Genomic DNA, 16,079 nt, shown 5'->3' on the forward strand with positions numbered 1-16,079 from the left:
TGGCGCGGGGGCTTGCCCCCCGTTGGGTCGCAAAGCGGCCCCAAAACCCGCGATGACATTTCTTCAGACAAACCGTGTTCGCGCAAATTACGACTGCTTCGCAGCCGAACGGGGGGCAAGCCCCCTCGCCACAGACGCTACAAATCCTGCGCATGAACACCACTTGTCTGCGACATGATGTCCTTTCATATGCCATCTAAAAGCGGTTGGGTTAGAATGCCTCCCTTTTCTGCCCCGATCCTTGAGGACCGCCATGTTCAGCCGTGATTTGACTATTGCCAAGTTCGACGCCGATCTTTTTGCCGCCATGGAGCAAGAAGCTCAGCGCCAGGAAGAACACATTGAGCTGATCGCTTCGGAAAACTACACCAGCCCTGCGGTGATGGAAGCTCAAGGCTCGGTACTGACCAACAAGTACGCCGAAGGCTACCCGGGCAAGCGCTACTACGGTGGTTGCGAGTTCGTCGATATCGTCGAACAACTGGCCATCGACCGCGCCAAAGAGCTGTTCGGCGCCGATTACGCCAACGTTCAGCCGCACGCCGGTTCGCAAGCCAACAGCGCCGTTTACCTGGCGCTGCTGCAAGCGGGCGACACCATTCTGGGCATGAGCCTGGCTCACGGTGGTCACCTGACCCACGGTGCCAGCGTTTCTTCCTCCGGCAAGCTGTACAACGCCGTTCAGTACGGCATCGATGCCAATGGCCTGATCGACTACGACGAAGTCGAGCGTCTGGCCGTTGAGCACAAGCCGAAAATGATCGTGGCCGGTTTCTCTGCCTACTCGCAGGTTCTGGACTTCCCACGCTTCCGCGCTATCGCTGACAAGGTTGGTGCTTACCTGTTCGTCGACATGGCCCACGTGGCCGGTCTGGTCGCCGCTGGCGTCTACCCGAACCCGGTGCCTTTCGCTGACGTGGTGACCACCACCACCCACAAAACCCTGCGCGGTCCACGTGGCGGCCTGATCCTGGCTCGCGCCAACGCCGACATCGAGAAGAAGCTGAACTCCGCAGTATTCCCGGGCGCCCAGGGCGGCCCGCTGGAGCACGTGATCGCTGCCAAGGCGATCTGCTTCAAGGAAGCGCTGCAGCCTGAGTTCAAGGCCTACCAGCAACAAGTAGTGAAAAACGCCCAGGCCATGGCCGGCGTGTTCATCGAGCGCGGTTTCGACGTGGTGTCGGGCGGTACTCAGAACCACCTGTTCCTGCTGTCGCTGATCAAGCAGGAAATCTCCGGTAAAGACGCCGACGCTGCACTGGGCAAAGCGTTCATCACCGTGAACAAGAACTCGGTACCGAACGATCCACGCTCCCCGTTCGTCACCTCCGGCCTGCGTTTCGGTACCCCGGCTGTGACCACTCGCGGCTTCAAGGAAGCCGAGTGCAAAGAGCTGGCCGGCTGGATCTGCGACATCCTGGCTGACCTGAATAACGAAGCGGTGATCGACGCCGTTCGTGAGAAGGTCAAGGCCATCTGCAAGAAACTGCCGGTGTACGGCGCTTAATTGCCCCGCTAAACCGCAGCAATGAAAAAACCGGCCAGTGATGGCCGGTTTTTTTTCGTCCGCCATAAAGATCAATTGGGGTCGGCACCACTGGTCAGACCGGTCATGCCAATTTTGCTGAGTCCCCTTGTAATCCTGAAAAAATCCAGCGTAGACTGCGCCTGCACTGGACATACCGGTAAGACCACAATAATTAAGTCCTGAATCTGATGCGCTTGGCGCACGGCAGCCAGGACACCGACCAGGATTCCTCCCATGCTCAGATGGTGCTCGCGTTCAATCTTCCTTCAAGTGGTTCTCGGACTGGTGCTCGGCATCGTCTGCGGGCTGACCCTTCCCGAATACTCCGCCCAACTCAAACCCCTTGGCGACGGCTTCATCAAACTGATCAAGATGCTTATTGGCCTGATCGTGTTTTGCGTGGTGGTTAGCGGCATCAGCGGTGCCGGTGACCTGAAGAAGGTCGGACGCATCGGCCTCAAATCGGTCATCTACTTCGAAATACTGACCACCATCGCCCTGGTGATCGGCCTGGTGTTCGCCTTCACGACCGGCATCGGCAGCGGCGCGAACATTCATCTGGAGCAGCTCTCCGCCGCCGACATGGGTGACATCGCCCAGCGCGGTCAGCACATGCACACCACCACGCAGTTCCTGATGGACCTGATTCCGACCTCGGTGATCGGCGCCTTCGCCGACAACAACATCCTGCAAGTCCTGCTGTTTTCGGTGCTGTTCGGCAGCGCGCTGAATCTGGTGGGTGAAGCGGCGTCGGGTATTTCCCGGCTGATCAACGAGCTGAGCCATGTGATCTTCCGCATCATGGGCATGATCGTGCGCCTGGCGCCGATCGGCGTCTTCGGCGCCATCGCCTTCACCACCAGCAAATATGGCCTGGACTCGCTGCAACACCTGGGCAGCCTGGTCGGCCTGTTTTACCTGACCTGCGCGGCATTCGTGGCGCTGATTCTCGGCCTGGTGATGCGCCTCTCGGGCCTGCGGATGTGGCCACTGCTCAAGTACCTGCGTGAAGAACTGCTGATCGTCATGGGCACCGCCTCTTCCGACGCCGTGCTGCCACAAATCATGCGCAAGCTTGAGCATCTGGGCATCGGCAGCTCCACGGTCGGCCTGGTGATTCCGACCGGGTACTCATTCAACCTTGACGGTTTTTCGATCTACCTGACCCTGGCCATCGTGTTCATCGCCAATGCCACCGGCACGCCGCTGGCCATGACTGACCTGCTGACGATTCTGCTGGTGTCGCTGATCACCTCCAAAGGCGCCCACGGGATTCCCGGCTCGGCGCTGGTGATTCTCGCCGCCACCCTGACGGCGATCCCGGCAATTCCGGTGGTGGGCCTGGTGCTGGTGCTGGCGGTGGACTGGTTCATGGGCATCGGCCGGGCGCTGACCAATCTGATTGGTAACTGCGTCGCCACGGTGGCCATTGCTCGCTGGGAAAAGGACATCGATATCCAACGGGCAAACAAAGTGCTGTCCGGCCAGGTGGGTTATACCTTCCAGCCGAGAAAACCGGTGGTCCCGGCACATCAGCAGGAATTTTAAACAACGTGTGCCTGCCCACGGGCAGGCACATTTATCGCGATTTGGAGCGAACAGTGATTACCTCGTCAACCGTCGTAAATTCAGTGGTAGAAAAACTTCGGGCCGCGCTGGCCCGCGGTCAGTGGCGTTCCGGCGACATGCTGCCGGGCCAGCGTGAACTGGCCGAACAACTGGGCATCAGCCGCCCAAGCCTGCGCGAAGCGGTGATCGTGCTGGAAACCCTCGGGCTGGTGCGCTCGATGCCGGGCAAAGGCGTGGTGGTGCTGGAGGCCAATCTCAGCGACAGCCAAAGCCACGACAGCGCAGTCGCCGGGGCCAGCCTGGAAGACGTGCTGCAACTGCGCTACACCCTCGAACCGTTCATCGTCGGCCTGGTGGCGCAGTCCATCAGCAGCAAGGAAGTCGGGCAACTGCGCCTGACCCTGATGGACATGCGCGAAGCCCTGGAAGCCAATGACAGCGAGGCCGGTGTGAACGCCTACATCGCGTTCCACGAAGAGTTGTTCACCCTGACCTCGAACCCGATTTTCCAGAGCGTGGTGCAGCAGACCAGCAATGCCCTCAAGCAAAGCGCCGACGTGCTGCGCAATTCTCCGGAGCACTTGGCTGAGCGCCTTGAAGAAAGCGAAGCCATGGTACGAGCGATACGCAGCAAAAACAGCGCCCAGGCCAGCGCCGAAATGCGTCGGCACATCCTTCGGGAAGGTCAACGGATGGGCATCGAATTGAATATCCCGGACGACCACCTCGGCAGTTGACCCCCTCTTCGAACTGGAGACAGGCCATGAACAGCTTCGCCTCACCACAAACTCTTGTTGCCCTGCCCTTTCGCCCGCCGGTGGATGATCTCTATTCGCGAATCTTCGACGCCATTCTCGAACAGCGCATCAATGCGGCCAGTCGCTTTACCGAAGAAAGCCTGGCGCAGATGTTCGGTGCCAGGCGCAGTGACATTCGTGGAGTACTGACGCAGCTGTCCCATCAGCAGATCATCATCCTGCGGACCAATCATCGCCCCCGGGTCGCCGATCCCGATGCCGAACAGACCCGTCAGACGCTTCATGCTCGCCGTCTGACCGAAGTCACGCTAGTGAAACTTGCCTGCCAGCAACCTCGTGCGCAAAACCTGAAGCGCCTGCGAGCCTTGATCGAAAGCGAACGCCAATGCAAGGAGCGTGGTCCAGCGATCCGGTTATCGGGGGAGTTTCACTTACAACTGGCCGAAATGGCGGGAAATGCACCGCTGGCGCATTTTCTTGGCAGTCTGGTGCCGCTGACTTCATTGGCGATTGCGCAGTATGACGCTCAGACCGGTGATTATTGCGGATGGCAGGAGCACATGGGGATTGTCGATGCGGTGGAACGTGGGAATGTGGTGATGGCCGAAATGTTGATGCACCGGCATCTGGATCATCTTGAGGAGGTACTGCTGCACTCCGGATCAGTACTCAGCCAGAATCGTGTTGCCGGGTAGATTGCCATCGCGAGCAGGATCGATCCCACACTGGAAATGCATCCCCTTGTGGGAGCGACGGTGCGACGATTCGACCTGCTTGCGACGACGGCATCGGGCCCGCTGAAAATGTCGGGGCTTACTGCGCCGCAACCCGCGCAAACCCCTCGCGAATCTTCTCCTCCGGCAACTCATCGGCAATAAACACGATCACGCTTTCGCGCGTGTCATCGTCCGCCCACTCGGTATCCCAATCGAAGCCGTACAGTTTCAGCACGCCCTGGAACACCATGCGCCGCGGCTCACCAAGAATGTTCAAAACGCCTTTGTAGCGCAGCAATTGCTTGCCATGGTCTTCCAGCAGTTCGTTCATGAACTCGCTGAGCTTGTCGATATCCAGCGGTTTGTCGGTACGCAGCACCAGGCTGGAAATGCGATCGATGGAGGGCGCCTTGCTCACCGGGCGCAAACTCACGCCACCACCGAGGTCGGCATTGAGGTTGAAGCCACGCACATCGAGCAATTCGGCCAGATCAATCTTGCCGTGGTCGACCACACGAATCGGCGCGCGACGGTTGATCCGGGTCAGGCGTTCGCTGAGGGCAGTGAAGGTCGGCTCATCCACCAGATCGCGCTTGCTCACCAGCAAGCGGTCGGCAAAACCGATCTGCGCCTGGGCAATGGTCTGGGTCAGGTGCAGTTCGGCATGAGCCGCGTCCACCAGGGTGATGATGCCGTCGAGGATGTAGCGCTCGCGCAGCTCTTCATCGATAAAAAAGGTTTGTGCCACCGGGGCCGGGTCGGCCAGACCGGTGCATTCGATCACCAGGCGGTCAAAGGCGATTTCGCCACTGTCCAGGCGCTCCAGTAGCAGGTACAGCGCTTTGGTCAAATCGGTGTGGATGGTGCAGCAGACGCAGCCGTTGGACAGCGTCATCACTTGCACTGGCTCGTCGCCCAACAGTTGGGTGTCGATGCCGGCGTCACTGAACTCGTTTTCGATCACGGCGATTTTCAGGCCGTGCTCGGCTTTGAGCAGGTGGCGCAACAAGGTGGTTTTGCCAGCGCCGAGAAAGCCGCTGAGGATCGTGACAGGGATTGGCGCTAACAAAATAAGATCTCCCGGACGCAAAAAAACTGTAGGAGCCAGGTTTGCCGGCGAAAGCATCTTGAAGATCGCCTTCGCCGACAAGCCCTGCTCCTACAGTGGTGTGTTACCTAAACCGCGTACATCAACAGCACTTCGGTCCACCCTTGCCGCCGTAACGAGCCTCTTGGCGCTCCCGAAAGAACGCCTCGTAACTCATCACCGGTTTGTCCGGGTGTTTGGTTTGCATATGCTCGACGTAGTTGTCGTAGTCGGGCATCCCGACCATCAGGCGCGCGGCCTGACCGAGGTATTTACCGAGGCGACTCAGGTCATTGAACATGCTGCAATCCTCAGGTTACGCATCCGGCAGAGCCTGGAATGGCGATTCTTTATCCGTACGCTCTTTGGTGCCCCAGGCGGCAATACCGACCTTGAGCGCATAGAACAGGATGCTGAACACCACGAACAGGAACAGCGCGGTCAGCGTTGCGTTGGTGTAGGCGTTGTAAATCACGTGCTGCATCTGCTCGATGCTCTTGGCCGGAGCGAGGATCTGACCGCTGGCCAGGGCATCACTGTACTTCTTGGCCAGCGACAGGAAGCCGATCGCCGGGTTGGCGTCGAACAGCTTGATGAAGCCTGCAGTGGTGGTGCAGATCAGCAACCAAACGGCTGGCAGCATGGTGACCCAGATATAGCGTTGGCGTTTCATTTTGATCAGCACAACGGTTGCCAGCATCAGCGCGATACCGGCCAGCATCTGGTTGGAGATACCGAACAGCGGCCACAAGGTGTTGATGCCGCCCAATGGATCGATCACGCCTTGGTACAGCAGATAGCCCCACATCGCCACGCAACCGGCCGTGGCAATCAGGTTGGCGGTCCAGGACTCGGTGCGTCTCAGCGCCGGTACAAAGGAGCCGAGCAAGTCCTGCAGCATGAAACGTCCGGCACGGGTACCGGCGTCGACCGCAGTGAGGATGAACAGCGCTTCGAACAGAATCGCGAAGTGGTACCAGAACGCCATGGTGTTTTCACCCGGCAGTACGCTGTGCAGGATCTGCGCGATACCCACCGCCAGGGTCGGCGCACCGCCGGCACGGGCCAGGACGGTGGTTTCACCGATGTCCTTGGCTACCGCTTGCAACGCTTCCGGCGTGATGGCAAAGCCCCAGTTGCTGACCGCTGTCGCTACCGCCACCACATCACCGCCGACAACCGCGGCCGGGCTGTTCATGGCGAAGTACACGCCCGGTTCGATCACCGAAGCGGCCACCATCGCCATGATCGCCACGAAGGATTCCATCAACATGCCGCCGTAACCGATGTAGCGAGCGTTGACTTCGTTATCCAGCAGCTTCGGCGTGGTGCCGGAAGCAATCAGCGCATGGAAACCCGACACTGCGCCACAGGCAATGGTGATGAACAGGAACGGGAACAGCCCGCCCTTCCACACCGGCCCGGTGCCGTCAATGAACTGGGTCAATGCCGGCATTTTCAGCACGGGCATGGTGATCAGGATGCCGATCGCCAGCGCAACGATGGTGCCGATCTTGAGGAACGTGGACAGGTAATCACGCGGCGCCAGAATCAGCCACACCGGCAACACGGCTGCCACGAAACCGTAGCCGATCAGCATCCAGGTGATCTGGACCCCGGTAAAGCTGAACGCCTTGGCCCACACCGGGTCAGCGGCGATCTGCCCGCCCAGCCAGATCGAACCCAGCAGCAACGCCACGCCGATCACCGAGATTTCACCGATACGGCCAGGACGGATGTAGCGCATGTAGACGCCCATGAACATCGCGATCGGGATGGTCGCCATCACGGTAAAGATGCCCCACGGGCTTTCGGCCAGGGCCTTGACCACGATCAGCGCCAGCACCGCGAGGATGATGATCATGATCAGGAAGCAGCCAAACAGCGCGATGGTCCCGGGGATGCGGCCCATTTCTTCACGAACCATGTCGCCCAGGGAGCGACCGTTGCGGCGGGTGGACATGAACAGGACCATGAAGTCCTGAACCGCACCGGCCAGCACCACGCCGGCAATCAGCCACAGCGTACCGGGCAGGTAGCCCATCTGCGCCGCCAACACCGGACCGACCAGCGGCCCCGCGCCGGCGATGGCCGCGAAGTGGTGGCCGAAAAGAATGTGTTTGTTGGTCGGCACATAGTCCAGACCGTCATTGTTGATTACGGCAGGTGTAGCCCGACGCGAATCGAGTTGCATCACATTGTTAGCGATGAACAGGCTGTAGTAGCGGTATGCGACAAGATAGATAGCGACGGCTGCGACAACGATCCACAAGGCGTTGATCGCCTCGCCTCGACGCAATGCCACTACGCCCAGGGCGCACGCTCCTACGACTGCCAGCAGCAGCCAGGGTAAGTGGCGTAGCGGGCTATTATTATTTTTCATTTTATGATTCCAGCCAGAGTGGACAAGAAAGACAGCCATCTCGAGTTTAGCGCTACTGGCGGCAAAGACCATAGTTCGACATCAGTCTAGAGCCATCACTGTGCTGGCAGCCTCCGGCAATGCAGGTCTATAGTCAGCGAACCTTTACGAGGATTGCGCCATGAGCGAACAACCTGCCGATCGCCGCCGCTTCAGACGTATTGCGTTCGATGCCCGAACCGAGCTGAGCCAAGGGGAATTCACCTGGCCGGTGCGGCTGATTGACCTGTCGCTCAAGGGACTGCTGGTCGAGAAGCCCGAGCCATGGCTGGGTAATCGGGAATGGCATTTCCTGGTCGATATTCATCTCAACGATGACCTCGCTATCAAGATGGATGTGCAACTGACCCATGATGACCATGACCAGCTCGGGTTCGTCTGCAAACACATCAGCCTGGAATCCATCGAGCGCCTGCGGCGGTTGATTGAGTTCAACCTGGGCGATCCCCGGGAACTAGAGCGCGAATTGGGTGCCCTGATCGAAGCCTGAAGGCCTCCCCCTTCCATTGCGGGAGCGAGCCTGATCGCTCCCACAGGGTTTGTGTCCCGTTTACGGTTTATTCGAACAGTGCGTCGAGGGCCTGTTCCAGGCGCGTCACGGCGATAATCTGCAACCCCGGCGGCGGCTCTTTCGGCGCGTTGCCCTTGGGTACGATGGCGCGTTTGAAGCCGTGCTTGGCCGCCTCTTTCAAGCGCTCCTGGCCACTCGGTACCGGGCGTACTTCACCCGACAACCCGACTTCGCCAAACACCAGCAGATCGTGCGGCAGCGGCCGGTTGCGCAAACTGGACATGACCGCCGCCATCAGCGCCAGATCAGAAGCGGTTTCCAGGACCTTCACACCACCGACCACGTTGAGGAACACGTCCTGATCGTGGGTCGGGATGCCGCCGTGGCGGTGCAAAACCGCCAACAACATGGCCAGGCGATTCTGATCCAGACCGAGCGTCACCCGGCGCGGGTTGGCCAGGTGGCTGTCATCTACCAGCGCCTGGACTTCCACCAGCATCGGCCGGGTGCCTTCCCAGGTGGCCATGACCACACTGCCCGGGACTTCTTCCTGAGCGCGTGTCAGGAAAATCGCCGAAGGGTTGGAGACTTCTTTCAGTCCTTTGTCGGTCATGCCGAACACGCCCAGTTCATTCACCGCGCCGAACCGGTTTTTCACCGCCCGCAGCAAACGCAGGCGCCCATCGGATTCGCCTTCGAAATACAGAACGGTGTCGACCATGTGCTCCAGCACTCGGGGGCCGGCCAGCGCACCTTCTTTAGTTACATGGCCCACGAGGAAAATCGCCGTGCCGCTTTGCTTGGCGTAACGCACCAGCAATGCCGCACTTTCGCGCACCTGGGAGACGCCCCCCGGTGCCGACTGCAGTTGCTCGGTGAAGATCGTCTGAATCGAGTCGATCACCATCACCTTGGGCTTTTCCTGCCGGGCGGTGGCAATGATGGTTTCAATACAGGTTTCAGTCATCACCCGCAGTTGATCCTGAGGCAAGCCCAGCCGCCGGGCACGCATGGCCACTTGTTGCTGGGACTCTTCGCCGGTGACATACAGCGCCGGCATGCTCTTGGCGAGGTTGCACAAGGTTTGCAACAGAATCGTCGACTTGCCGATGCCGGGGTCACCACCGATCAACACCACCGAGCCATCCACCAGGCCGCCACCCAAAACACGATCGAGCTCACTGGACGCCGTGGAAAAACGCGGAATTTCTTCGACGCTGACTTCGGCCAGGGTCTTGATCTGTGCCTGCTGGCCGGTCCAACCGGTGCGACCGCTGGGGGCCGCGGCGCCGCCACTCTCCACCATGGTTTCGGTCAGCGTGTTCCAGGCTCCGCATTCGCCGCACTGGCCGGCCCACTTGGGGAAGGTTGAGCCACACTCGGTGCAGCCGTACATGCGCTTGGCCTTGGCCATCTGAACTCCCGGCAAAAACCGCGATGATAGCTCAGCTGACGCGGATCAGCGCGGCGCCGCCGTGCGGATTTCACCGCTGGCCAGACGCGCGGCACTGTTGCCCAACGGATCCTCGGCGTTCAGGTCCGCCCCTTTGGCCTTGAGTGCGTCGAGCAACTCGACGCGCTTGAACAACCCGGCATACATTGCGGCAGTCTGCCCGGCGCCGTTGCGTTGGTCGGGGCTGCAATTGGCGGCCAGCAGGGTTCGAGCGATCTGCACTTCGCCTTTGAAAATCGCGCCCATCAGCGCGGTATTGCCGCGTTGGTCCTGAGCGCAGGCGTCCGCCCCGGCCGCCAACAAGCGCTCCACGGCAGCCCCCTGACCGTGATAGGCGGCCAGTATCAACGCGGTGTAACCCTTGCTGTCGCGGGTGTCGAGGGAATAGCCGGCCTCGATGAAAGTCTCGAGCATCGGCACATCCCCCCTTCGGGCGGCATCGAAATAGTAATCCTGTAATTGCGCTTTCAGCGCCTCGGGGTCCTTCGAGACTTGCGCGTCAGGACCGGCGAATACACCGAACGACACGCACGCCAGAAACACAGACAGATAAACACGCATGGCGGGACTCCTTGGTCAGACGGGACCCCGTACGAGGCCCCGCTTCAGGCAGATAGATCAGTCGACCAGTTTGGCCGCCAACGCCTTGACCCGGGCCAGATCACCCTTGGCCACTTTGGTTACGCCTGTCCCGTATTCCGGGTCGGCCTTGTACAGGAAGGACAGAATGATGTGCTTGCTCTCGTCATCGGTGGTGGCCAGGGAGCCGCCGAAGCTGTCGATCAGGTCCTGACGTTCCTTCTGGTTGAACGAGCGATACAGATCACCGGCCTGCTTGAAGTTCTGCTCACGTTGAATCTTCGCCTGCTGCGTGCTGCCCGACAGGGTCGACTGGCTGTAACGCGCAGTTTGCGGCTCCTCACGGGGCAGCAGACGGCTCGGCTGGTAATTCACCCCCGTGCTGCTGGCGCCGATGTTCATCGCACCATCCTGATTACCGTTGTTCACGGCGACTTTCGGTGCGTTGATCGGCAACTGCAGAGCATTGGCCCCCAGGCGATACAGTTGGGTATCGGCATACGAGAACACTCGCCCCTGCAATAAGCGATCTTCCGAAGGCTCGATACCCGGAACCAAGTTGGCCGGTGCCATCGCCACTTGTTCGGTTTCCTGGAATACATTCGCCGGATTACGGTTCAATACCATCTGTCCAACTTTTCGCTCAGGAACACCGGGCCAAATCTTGGTGGCGTCCAATGGATCGAAATCAAACTTGGACAAATCTTGAGGATTTAGAACCTGGACGTACAAGTCCCACTTCGGAAAGTCCCCCTTGTTAATATGAGCAACCAAGTCGTTGGTCATATGACTGTAATCTTGACCTTGAACATTGGCGACTTCTTTAGGCGTGAGATTTTTTATTCCCTGCAAACTTTTCCAGTGAAACTTTACATAGTGAACTTCGCCCTGGGCGTTAACCAACTTGTAGGCATGTACACTATTGCCGTCCATCTCCCGATAACTGGCCGGGGTGCCGGAGTTGGAATACAACTCGGTCAAGGTGCGAGTGGCTTCCGGAACATGAGAGAAGAAATCGAAACGACGGGAGTCATCGTCAAGATTGGTGCGCGGGTCCGGCTTGAAGGCATGGACCATGTCCGGAAACTTGATGGCGTCCCGAATGAAGAAGGTCGGGAAATTGTTGCCGACCAGGTCCCAGTTACCGTCGGCGGTGTAGAACTTGGTGGCGAACCCCCGCGGGTCACGCAGGGTTTCCGGGGAGTGGTTGCCATGGACCACTGCGGAGAAACGCACAAATACTGGCGTGCTCTGGCCGCCGGCGAATACCTTGGCCTTGGTCAAGTCACTGAGGTCGTCAGTCACGGTGAACGTGCCATGGGCGCCGGTGCCACGGGCATGCACCACACGCTCAGGAATGCGTTCACGGTCGAAACGCTGGAGCTTCTGAATCAACTGTACGTCTTGCAACAGCACCGGCCCGGTCGCGCCGGCGGTTTGCGAGTTCTGGTTGTCGCCGACAGCGGCACCATTATCACGGGTCAACGTCGCAGCGTTGATGGAGAAGGACAGCAGGCTGACGCTCAGAACGCCGAAGGTACGACGAAGGGGAAAAGCCCCGAGGCCAAGGGGAGTTGTCATGGAAGTTTCCTCTGGTTTTATTAAGCGCATCCTGGTGCGCACCACAGAGGCTAGTGACCCAAAGGCCAAAACATAAATAGAAATCCCGTACCGGGCCGATAGCGAAAAGGTTCTGGAAAGCCCGGTCTAGAGCGGGTAGACGCGCGCGAAGAGTGGCATTTTGTAAACTAATTGCCGGAAGATGTGTCGATAGACACGAGCATTGTAAGAAGGCGTTTCAAGCAAGGGATGCTTTGCTGATTTACACTGCGCTCACCAACCTCATCTGTAACAAGGAAATAACCTATGGGCGTGATAAGTGAGTTCAAGGCCTTCGCGGTCAAAGGTAATGTGGTCGACATGGCCGTCGGTATTATCATCGGCGCCGCCTTCGGCAAAATCGTTACGTCATTTGTCGGCGACGTGGTGATGCCACCCATCGGACTGCTGATCGGTGGGGTGGACTTCAGTGACCTGGCCATTACGCTCAAGGCTGCCAACGGTGATGTCCCGGCGGTGATGCTGGCCTACGGCAAGTTCATCCAGAGCATGATCGACTTCATCATTGTCGCCTTCGCGATCTTCATGGGCGTCAAGGCCATTAACCGTCTGAAACGCGAAGAGGCCGTTGCGCCAACCCTGCCGCCGGTTCCGACCAAGGAAGAAGAATTGCTGAGCGAGATCCGCGATCTGCTCAAGGCTCAGAACAATCGGCCCTGATCGCTGATTGCCCAGAGAAACGGCGCCTCCGGGGCGCCGTTTGTTTACCAGTAGGTTTCCACCGCCACTTGGCCAGGTCGGCGACTGAGGCTCAAGTGCATGTCCCGTTGTTTCAGCAGCTTACGCGTCTCATCGATCATCTGTGGGTTACCGCAGAGCATCACCCGCGAATGCTCGGCTGTCAGCGCTACACCGGCCGTCTGTTCCAGTTCGCCATTCTCGATGAGGCTGGTGATCCGCCCGTTCAAGGCACCCGGATGCTGTTCGCGGGTGACGGTGGGAATGAATTGCAGTTTGTGCGCGTACTCGGCCAGGTAGTCACGCTGCGCTAGCTCCGCAATCAATGCCTGGTACGCCAGCTCCCGCGCTTCGCGCACGCTGTAGACCAGGATGATTCGTTCGAATTTCTCCCAAACTTCGAAGTCCTGCAGGATCGACAGAAACGGCGCCACGCCCGTGCCTGTGGATAACAACCAGAGATCACGGCCATCGACGAAGCGATCCAGCGTCAGATAACCGAAGGCCTGACGGTCGACCAGCAGCGTATCGCCAGCTTCCAGCCGACTCAGCTCACTGGTGAATTCCCCTCCCGGCACAACAATAGAGAAGAACTCAAGGAACTCGTCATAGGGCGAAGAGACCATGGAATAAGCCCGCCATACCGTGCTGCCGTCTGTCTTGGTGACACCCAGCCGGGCGAACTGCCCCGCTCGGAAACGAAAGCCCGCATCCCTGGTGGTACGCAGGGTGAACAGGTTCGGAGTCAACGGCTGGACCTCAAGCAAGGTCTGACGAGTGAATTTTTCAACACTGGCAGTCATGGGCCGCTCCGATCAACAGATGACACCAGTGTCCCCCAAAGCAGACGACGTAAACACCGATGGTTTGTAGTGTTATTCGTGCAGAGACTTGGGCAGTGCAATAAAGAACTAGTACCGGAGTGTTGATTTTGTATAACCCTAAAACAACGCTAAGAACTAGTTATGCAGCTACAGGATTTTTCAAGAGCAAAATAGTTCAGCATGCTTGTAAGAATTCTCCTACACTCTGGGACGTGCCGGATCTTGGATCCAATCGGCACCCCCCCAAGAAATTCCGCATGGAGTTACCAAATGAAAGTGTGGAAGGAGTCACAGCTAACACAGCTTTCTTGCGCTCAAAAAATAGAGACCGCGTACGAGATATCGCTTAACCTCGTTAAAAATATGGGCTTTAATTTTTGTGCATTTTCAATAACATCCCCAACAACAGGAACACACCGCCATAAGATAATCCTGAATAATTACCCTAGCGAATGGAACACGAAATATCAAAACGAGCATTACGATACGGTTGATCCAATACTAGCCCACTGCTGCGGCTCCGAAGTACCGATTCTCTGGCAAGAAGAGTGCTATTCAAAAACACCACGGCTGTGGCAAGCGCAAAAAAACCAGGGGTTGCACTACGGTTGGTCCCAATCCGTTCATGATAAGAACGGGCTTTGCAGCATCCTGAGCGTGGCCAGAACCCATTGCCCGATTACCGCGTATGAACTGTACAAAAATCTGGGCTACGCGATGTTTATCAACCGTCACCTGCACGGGATTATCGCGAAAGACCTGCCGGCCTCCTCGCTGAAGCCGCCCACAACGAGTTTGTCATGCAGAGAAATCGAGGTGCTGAAATACTCAGCCGTCGGCAAGACGGCCTGCGAGATCGCAATCATCCTCTGCGTGAGCGAAAGCACTGTGCGTTTCCATGTAAAGAACGCCATCCACAAACTTGGCGTCAATAACAAGATCGCGGCGGTGATCAGGGCAGCGAAAGCTGGCGTCATCTGAAACTGTTCGAATCAGGTAATCCCTGCAAGTAATCCAGACCAAAAAAACGTACCATCTGCGCTCCATCCCGAGTGATGTCGTGTGAAGCGTCCACGACGCAGTCCGCTCGGATGGCTCCGCCCGCTACAACGTCCGGCGGCCACTCGTTGATTATCTCCGCTGACTACCCAGAGCCCTCCGCCTCATGCCTCTGCTCGAAACTTCTTTCGCCCAACTCGACCTGATCCGCCAGCCAGAACAGCAGAACGAACCGCTGCAAGCGTTTGATGCCGCAGACGAATACCTGCTCAATCATCTGGCCGGGCAACAACCGACGGCAGATACTCGCGTACTGGTGCTCAACGACAGCTTCGGCGCATTGGCCGTTAGCCTTGCGGGCAAGGTCCGAGTGACCAGCAGCGGCGATTCATTTCTGGCCTTTCAGGGGCTCGAAAAAAACCTCATGCGCAATGGCCAGGCGTTTGATGCGGTGCCGAGCGTACCAGCCAGCGAAGCGTTCGTCGGGCCGTTTGACCGAGTATTGATCCGGGTACCGAAAACCCTGGCCTTGCTGGAAGAGCAACTGATCCGGCTACAGGGTCAATTGGCTCCCGGTGCTCAAGTGATTGCCGCCGCGATGGTCAAGCACCTGCCACGTGCCGCGGGCGATCTGCTGGAGCGCTACATCGGCCCGGTGCAAGCCTCGCTGGCCGTGAAGAAGGCTCGGCTGCTGATCGCCACGCCCGAAGCCAAAGCCCCCGCTGTCTCTCCATACCCGACGCGCTATCGACTCGACACGCCTGCAATCGAACTGCTCAATCACGCCAACGTGTTCTGTCGCGAAGGGCTGGATATCGGCACACGAGCCTTTCTGCCGCACTTGCCGAACAACCTCGGCACAGCGCGGGTCGCCGATCTGGGGTGTGGCAACGGCGTGCTGGCGATCGCCAGCGCCCTGCAAAACCCCGAGGCCCATTACACATTGGTGGACGAGTCATTCATGGCCGTGCAATCGGCCGCTGAAAACTGGCGCGCGGCGCTGGGTGACCGTGACGTGATCGTGCGTGCCGGCGATGGGTTGGCGGGGCAAGAACCCCAATCCCTCGACGTGGTGCTGTGCAATCCGCCATTCCACCAACAACAAGTGGTCGGCGATTTCCTGGCCTGGCGGATGTTCCAGCAGGCGCGCGAAGCGCTGGTGGTGGGCGGCGCGCTGTACATCGTCGGCAACCGTCATCTGGGCTATCACAGCAAGCTTGCGCGGCTGTTCCGCGGCGTCGAACAAGTGGCCGCTACTCCCAAGTTCGTGATTCTCAAGGCACGCAAATAAAAGCAGGCAAAAAAAACCCTCCGTCGCAGGAGGGTTAAAAATCC

15 protein-coding genes are annotated in these 16,079 nt (G+C 58.7%); 8 read left to right on the top strand and 7 right to left on the bottom strand.

The window, feature by feature from the left end:
- The first annotated feature begins 253 nt into the window (after positions 1 to 253).
- The 4 genes from glyA (at position 254) to AC1DQM_RS24175 (ending at position 4,550) form a co-directional block, all read left to right on the top strand.
- Positions 254 to 1,507 carry a serine hydroxymethyltransferase gene (gene glyA, locus AC1DQM_RS24160; RefSeq protein WP_018925867.1) on the top strand — a complete coding sequence of 418 codons (1,254 nt, stop codon included), beginning with the start codon at positions 254 to 256 and terminating at the stop codon, positions 1,505 to 1,507.
- Between the two features lie 255 nt (positions 1,508 to 1,762).
- A complete protein-coding gene (locus tag AC1DQM_RS24165; RefSeq protein WP_018925865.1) occupies positions 1,763 to 3,076 on the top strand; it encodes a C4-dicarboxylate transporter DctA in 1,314 nt (437 codons plus the stop codon).
- A 53-nt stretch (positions 3,077 to 3,129) separates the two neighbouring features.
- On the top strand, positions 3,130 to 3,834 hold the full coding sequence (locus AC1DQM_RS24170; protein ID WP_018925864.1) for a FadR/GntR family transcriptional regulator: 705 nt from the start codon (positions 3,130 to 3,132) through the stop codon (positions 3,832 to 3,834).
- A 26-nt stretch (positions 3,835 to 3,860) separates the two neighbouring features.
- Positions 3,861 to 4,550, top strand: coding sequence for a GntR family transcriptional regulator (locus tag AC1DQM_RS24175; RefSeq protein WP_018925863.1), 690 nt, complete (start codon positions 3,861 to 3,863; stop codon positions 4,548 to 4,550).
- Positions 4,551 to 4,668: 118 nt separating this feature from the next.
- On the opposite strand, the gene yjiA is transcribed toward AC1DQM_RS24175, so the two are convergent.
- From yjiA to AC1DQM_RS24190, 3 genes are all read right to left on the bottom strand, one after another.
- Positions 4,669 to 5,640, bottom strand: coding sequence for a GTPase (yjiA, locus tag AC1DQM_RS24180; RefSeq protein ID WP_026286390.1), 972 nt, complete (start codon positions 5,638 to 5,640; stop codon positions 4,669 to 4,671).
- A 121-nt stretch (positions 5,641 to 5,761) separates the two neighbouring features.
- Positions 5,762 to 5,959, bottom strand: coding sequence for a YbdD/YjiX family protein (locus tag AC1DQM_RS24185; RefSeq protein ID WP_007937254.1), 198 nt, complete (start codon positions 5,957 to 5,959; stop codon positions 5,762 to 5,764).
- A 15-nt stretch (positions 5,960 to 5,974) separates the two neighbouring features.
- Positions 5,975 to 8,041: a carbon starvation CstA family protein gene (locus AC1DQM_RS24190; RefSeq protein ID WP_064620488.1), complete on the bottom strand. Its 2,067-nt coding sequence runs from the start codon at positions 8,039 to 8,041 to the stop codon at positions 5,975 to 5,977.
- A 160-nt stretch (positions 8,042 to 8,201) separates the two neighbouring features.
- On the opposite strand from AC1DQM_RS24190, the gene AC1DQM_RS24195 reads away from it, so the two are divergent.
- Positions 8,202 to 8,570 carry a PilZ domain-containing protein gene (locus tag AC1DQM_RS24195; protein WP_018925823.1) on the top strand — a complete coding sequence of 123 codons (369 nt, stop codon included), beginning with the start codon at positions 8,202 to 8,204 and terminating at the stop codon, positions 8,568 to 8,570.
- A gap of 67 nt (positions 8,571 to 8,637) precedes the next feature.
- Here the strand turns inward: AC1DQM_RS24195 and radA are convergent, their stop codons facing one another.
- The 3 genes from radA to katB are packed head-to-tail and all read right to left on the bottom strand — an operon-like array spanning position 8,638 to position 12,204.
- The gene (radA, locus tag AC1DQM_RS24200; protein ID WP_019581287.1) at positions 8,638 to 10,005 is read right to left on the bottom strand and encodes a DNA repair protein RadA; all 1,368 of its coding nucleotides are present in this window, start codon (positions 10,003 to 10,005) and stop codon (positions 8,638 to 8,640) included.
- 45 nt (positions 10,006 to 10,050) lie between these two features.
- Positions 10,051 to 10,605, bottom strand: coding sequence for an ankyrin repeat domain-containing protein (locus AC1DQM_RS24205; RefSeq protein ID WP_018925821.1), 555 nt, complete (start codon positions 10,603 to 10,605; stop codon positions 10,051 to 10,053).
- 57 nt (positions 10,606 to 10,662) lie between these two features.
- Entirely contained in the window at positions 10,663 to 12,204 is a 1,542-nt protein-coding gene (katB, locus tag AC1DQM_RS24210) for a catalase KatB (protein ID WP_064620499.1), read from the bottom strand.
- 285 nt (positions 12,205 to 12,489) lie between these two features.
- Here katB and mscL point away from each other — a divergent pair, with 285 nt between their 5' ends.
- Positions 12,490 to 12,903: a large-conductance mechanosensitive channel protein MscL gene (gene mscL / locus AC1DQM_RS24215; protein ID WP_111454232.1), complete on the top strand. Its 414-nt coding sequence runs from the start codon at positions 12,490 to 12,492 to the stop codon at positions 12,901 to 12,903.
- 44 nt (positions 12,904 to 12,947) lie between these two features.
- Here the strand turns inward: mscL and AC1DQM_RS24220 are convergent, their stop codons facing one another.
- Positions 12,948 to 13,724, bottom strand: a complete 777-nt coding sequence (locus AC1DQM_RS24220) for a ferredoxin--NADP reductase (protein ID WP_064620502.1) — start codon at positions 13,722 to 13,724, stop codon at positions 12,948 to 12,950.
- Between the two features lie 291 nt (positions 13,725 to 14,015).
- On the opposite strand from AC1DQM_RS24220, the gene AC1DQM_RS24225 reads away from it, so the two are divergent.
- Together AC1DQM_RS24225 and AC1DQM_RS24230 are read left to right on the top strand one after the other, a co-directional pair.
- A complete protein-coding gene (locus AC1DQM_RS24225) occupies positions 14,016 to 14,726 on the top strand; it encodes an autoinducer binding domain-containing protein (RefSeq protein WP_018925817.1) in 711 nt (236 codons plus the stop codon).
- Between the two features lie 184 nt (positions 14,727 to 14,910).
- A complete protein-coding gene (locus AC1DQM_RS24230; protein ID WP_018925816.1) occupies positions 14,911 to 16,035 on the top strand; it encodes a methyltransferase in 1,125 nt (374 codons plus the stop codon).
- The last annotated feature ends 44 nt before the right edge of the window (positions 16,036 to 16,079 follow it).

This window comes from Pseudomonas sp. 01L34 (genome assembly GCF_056400265.1).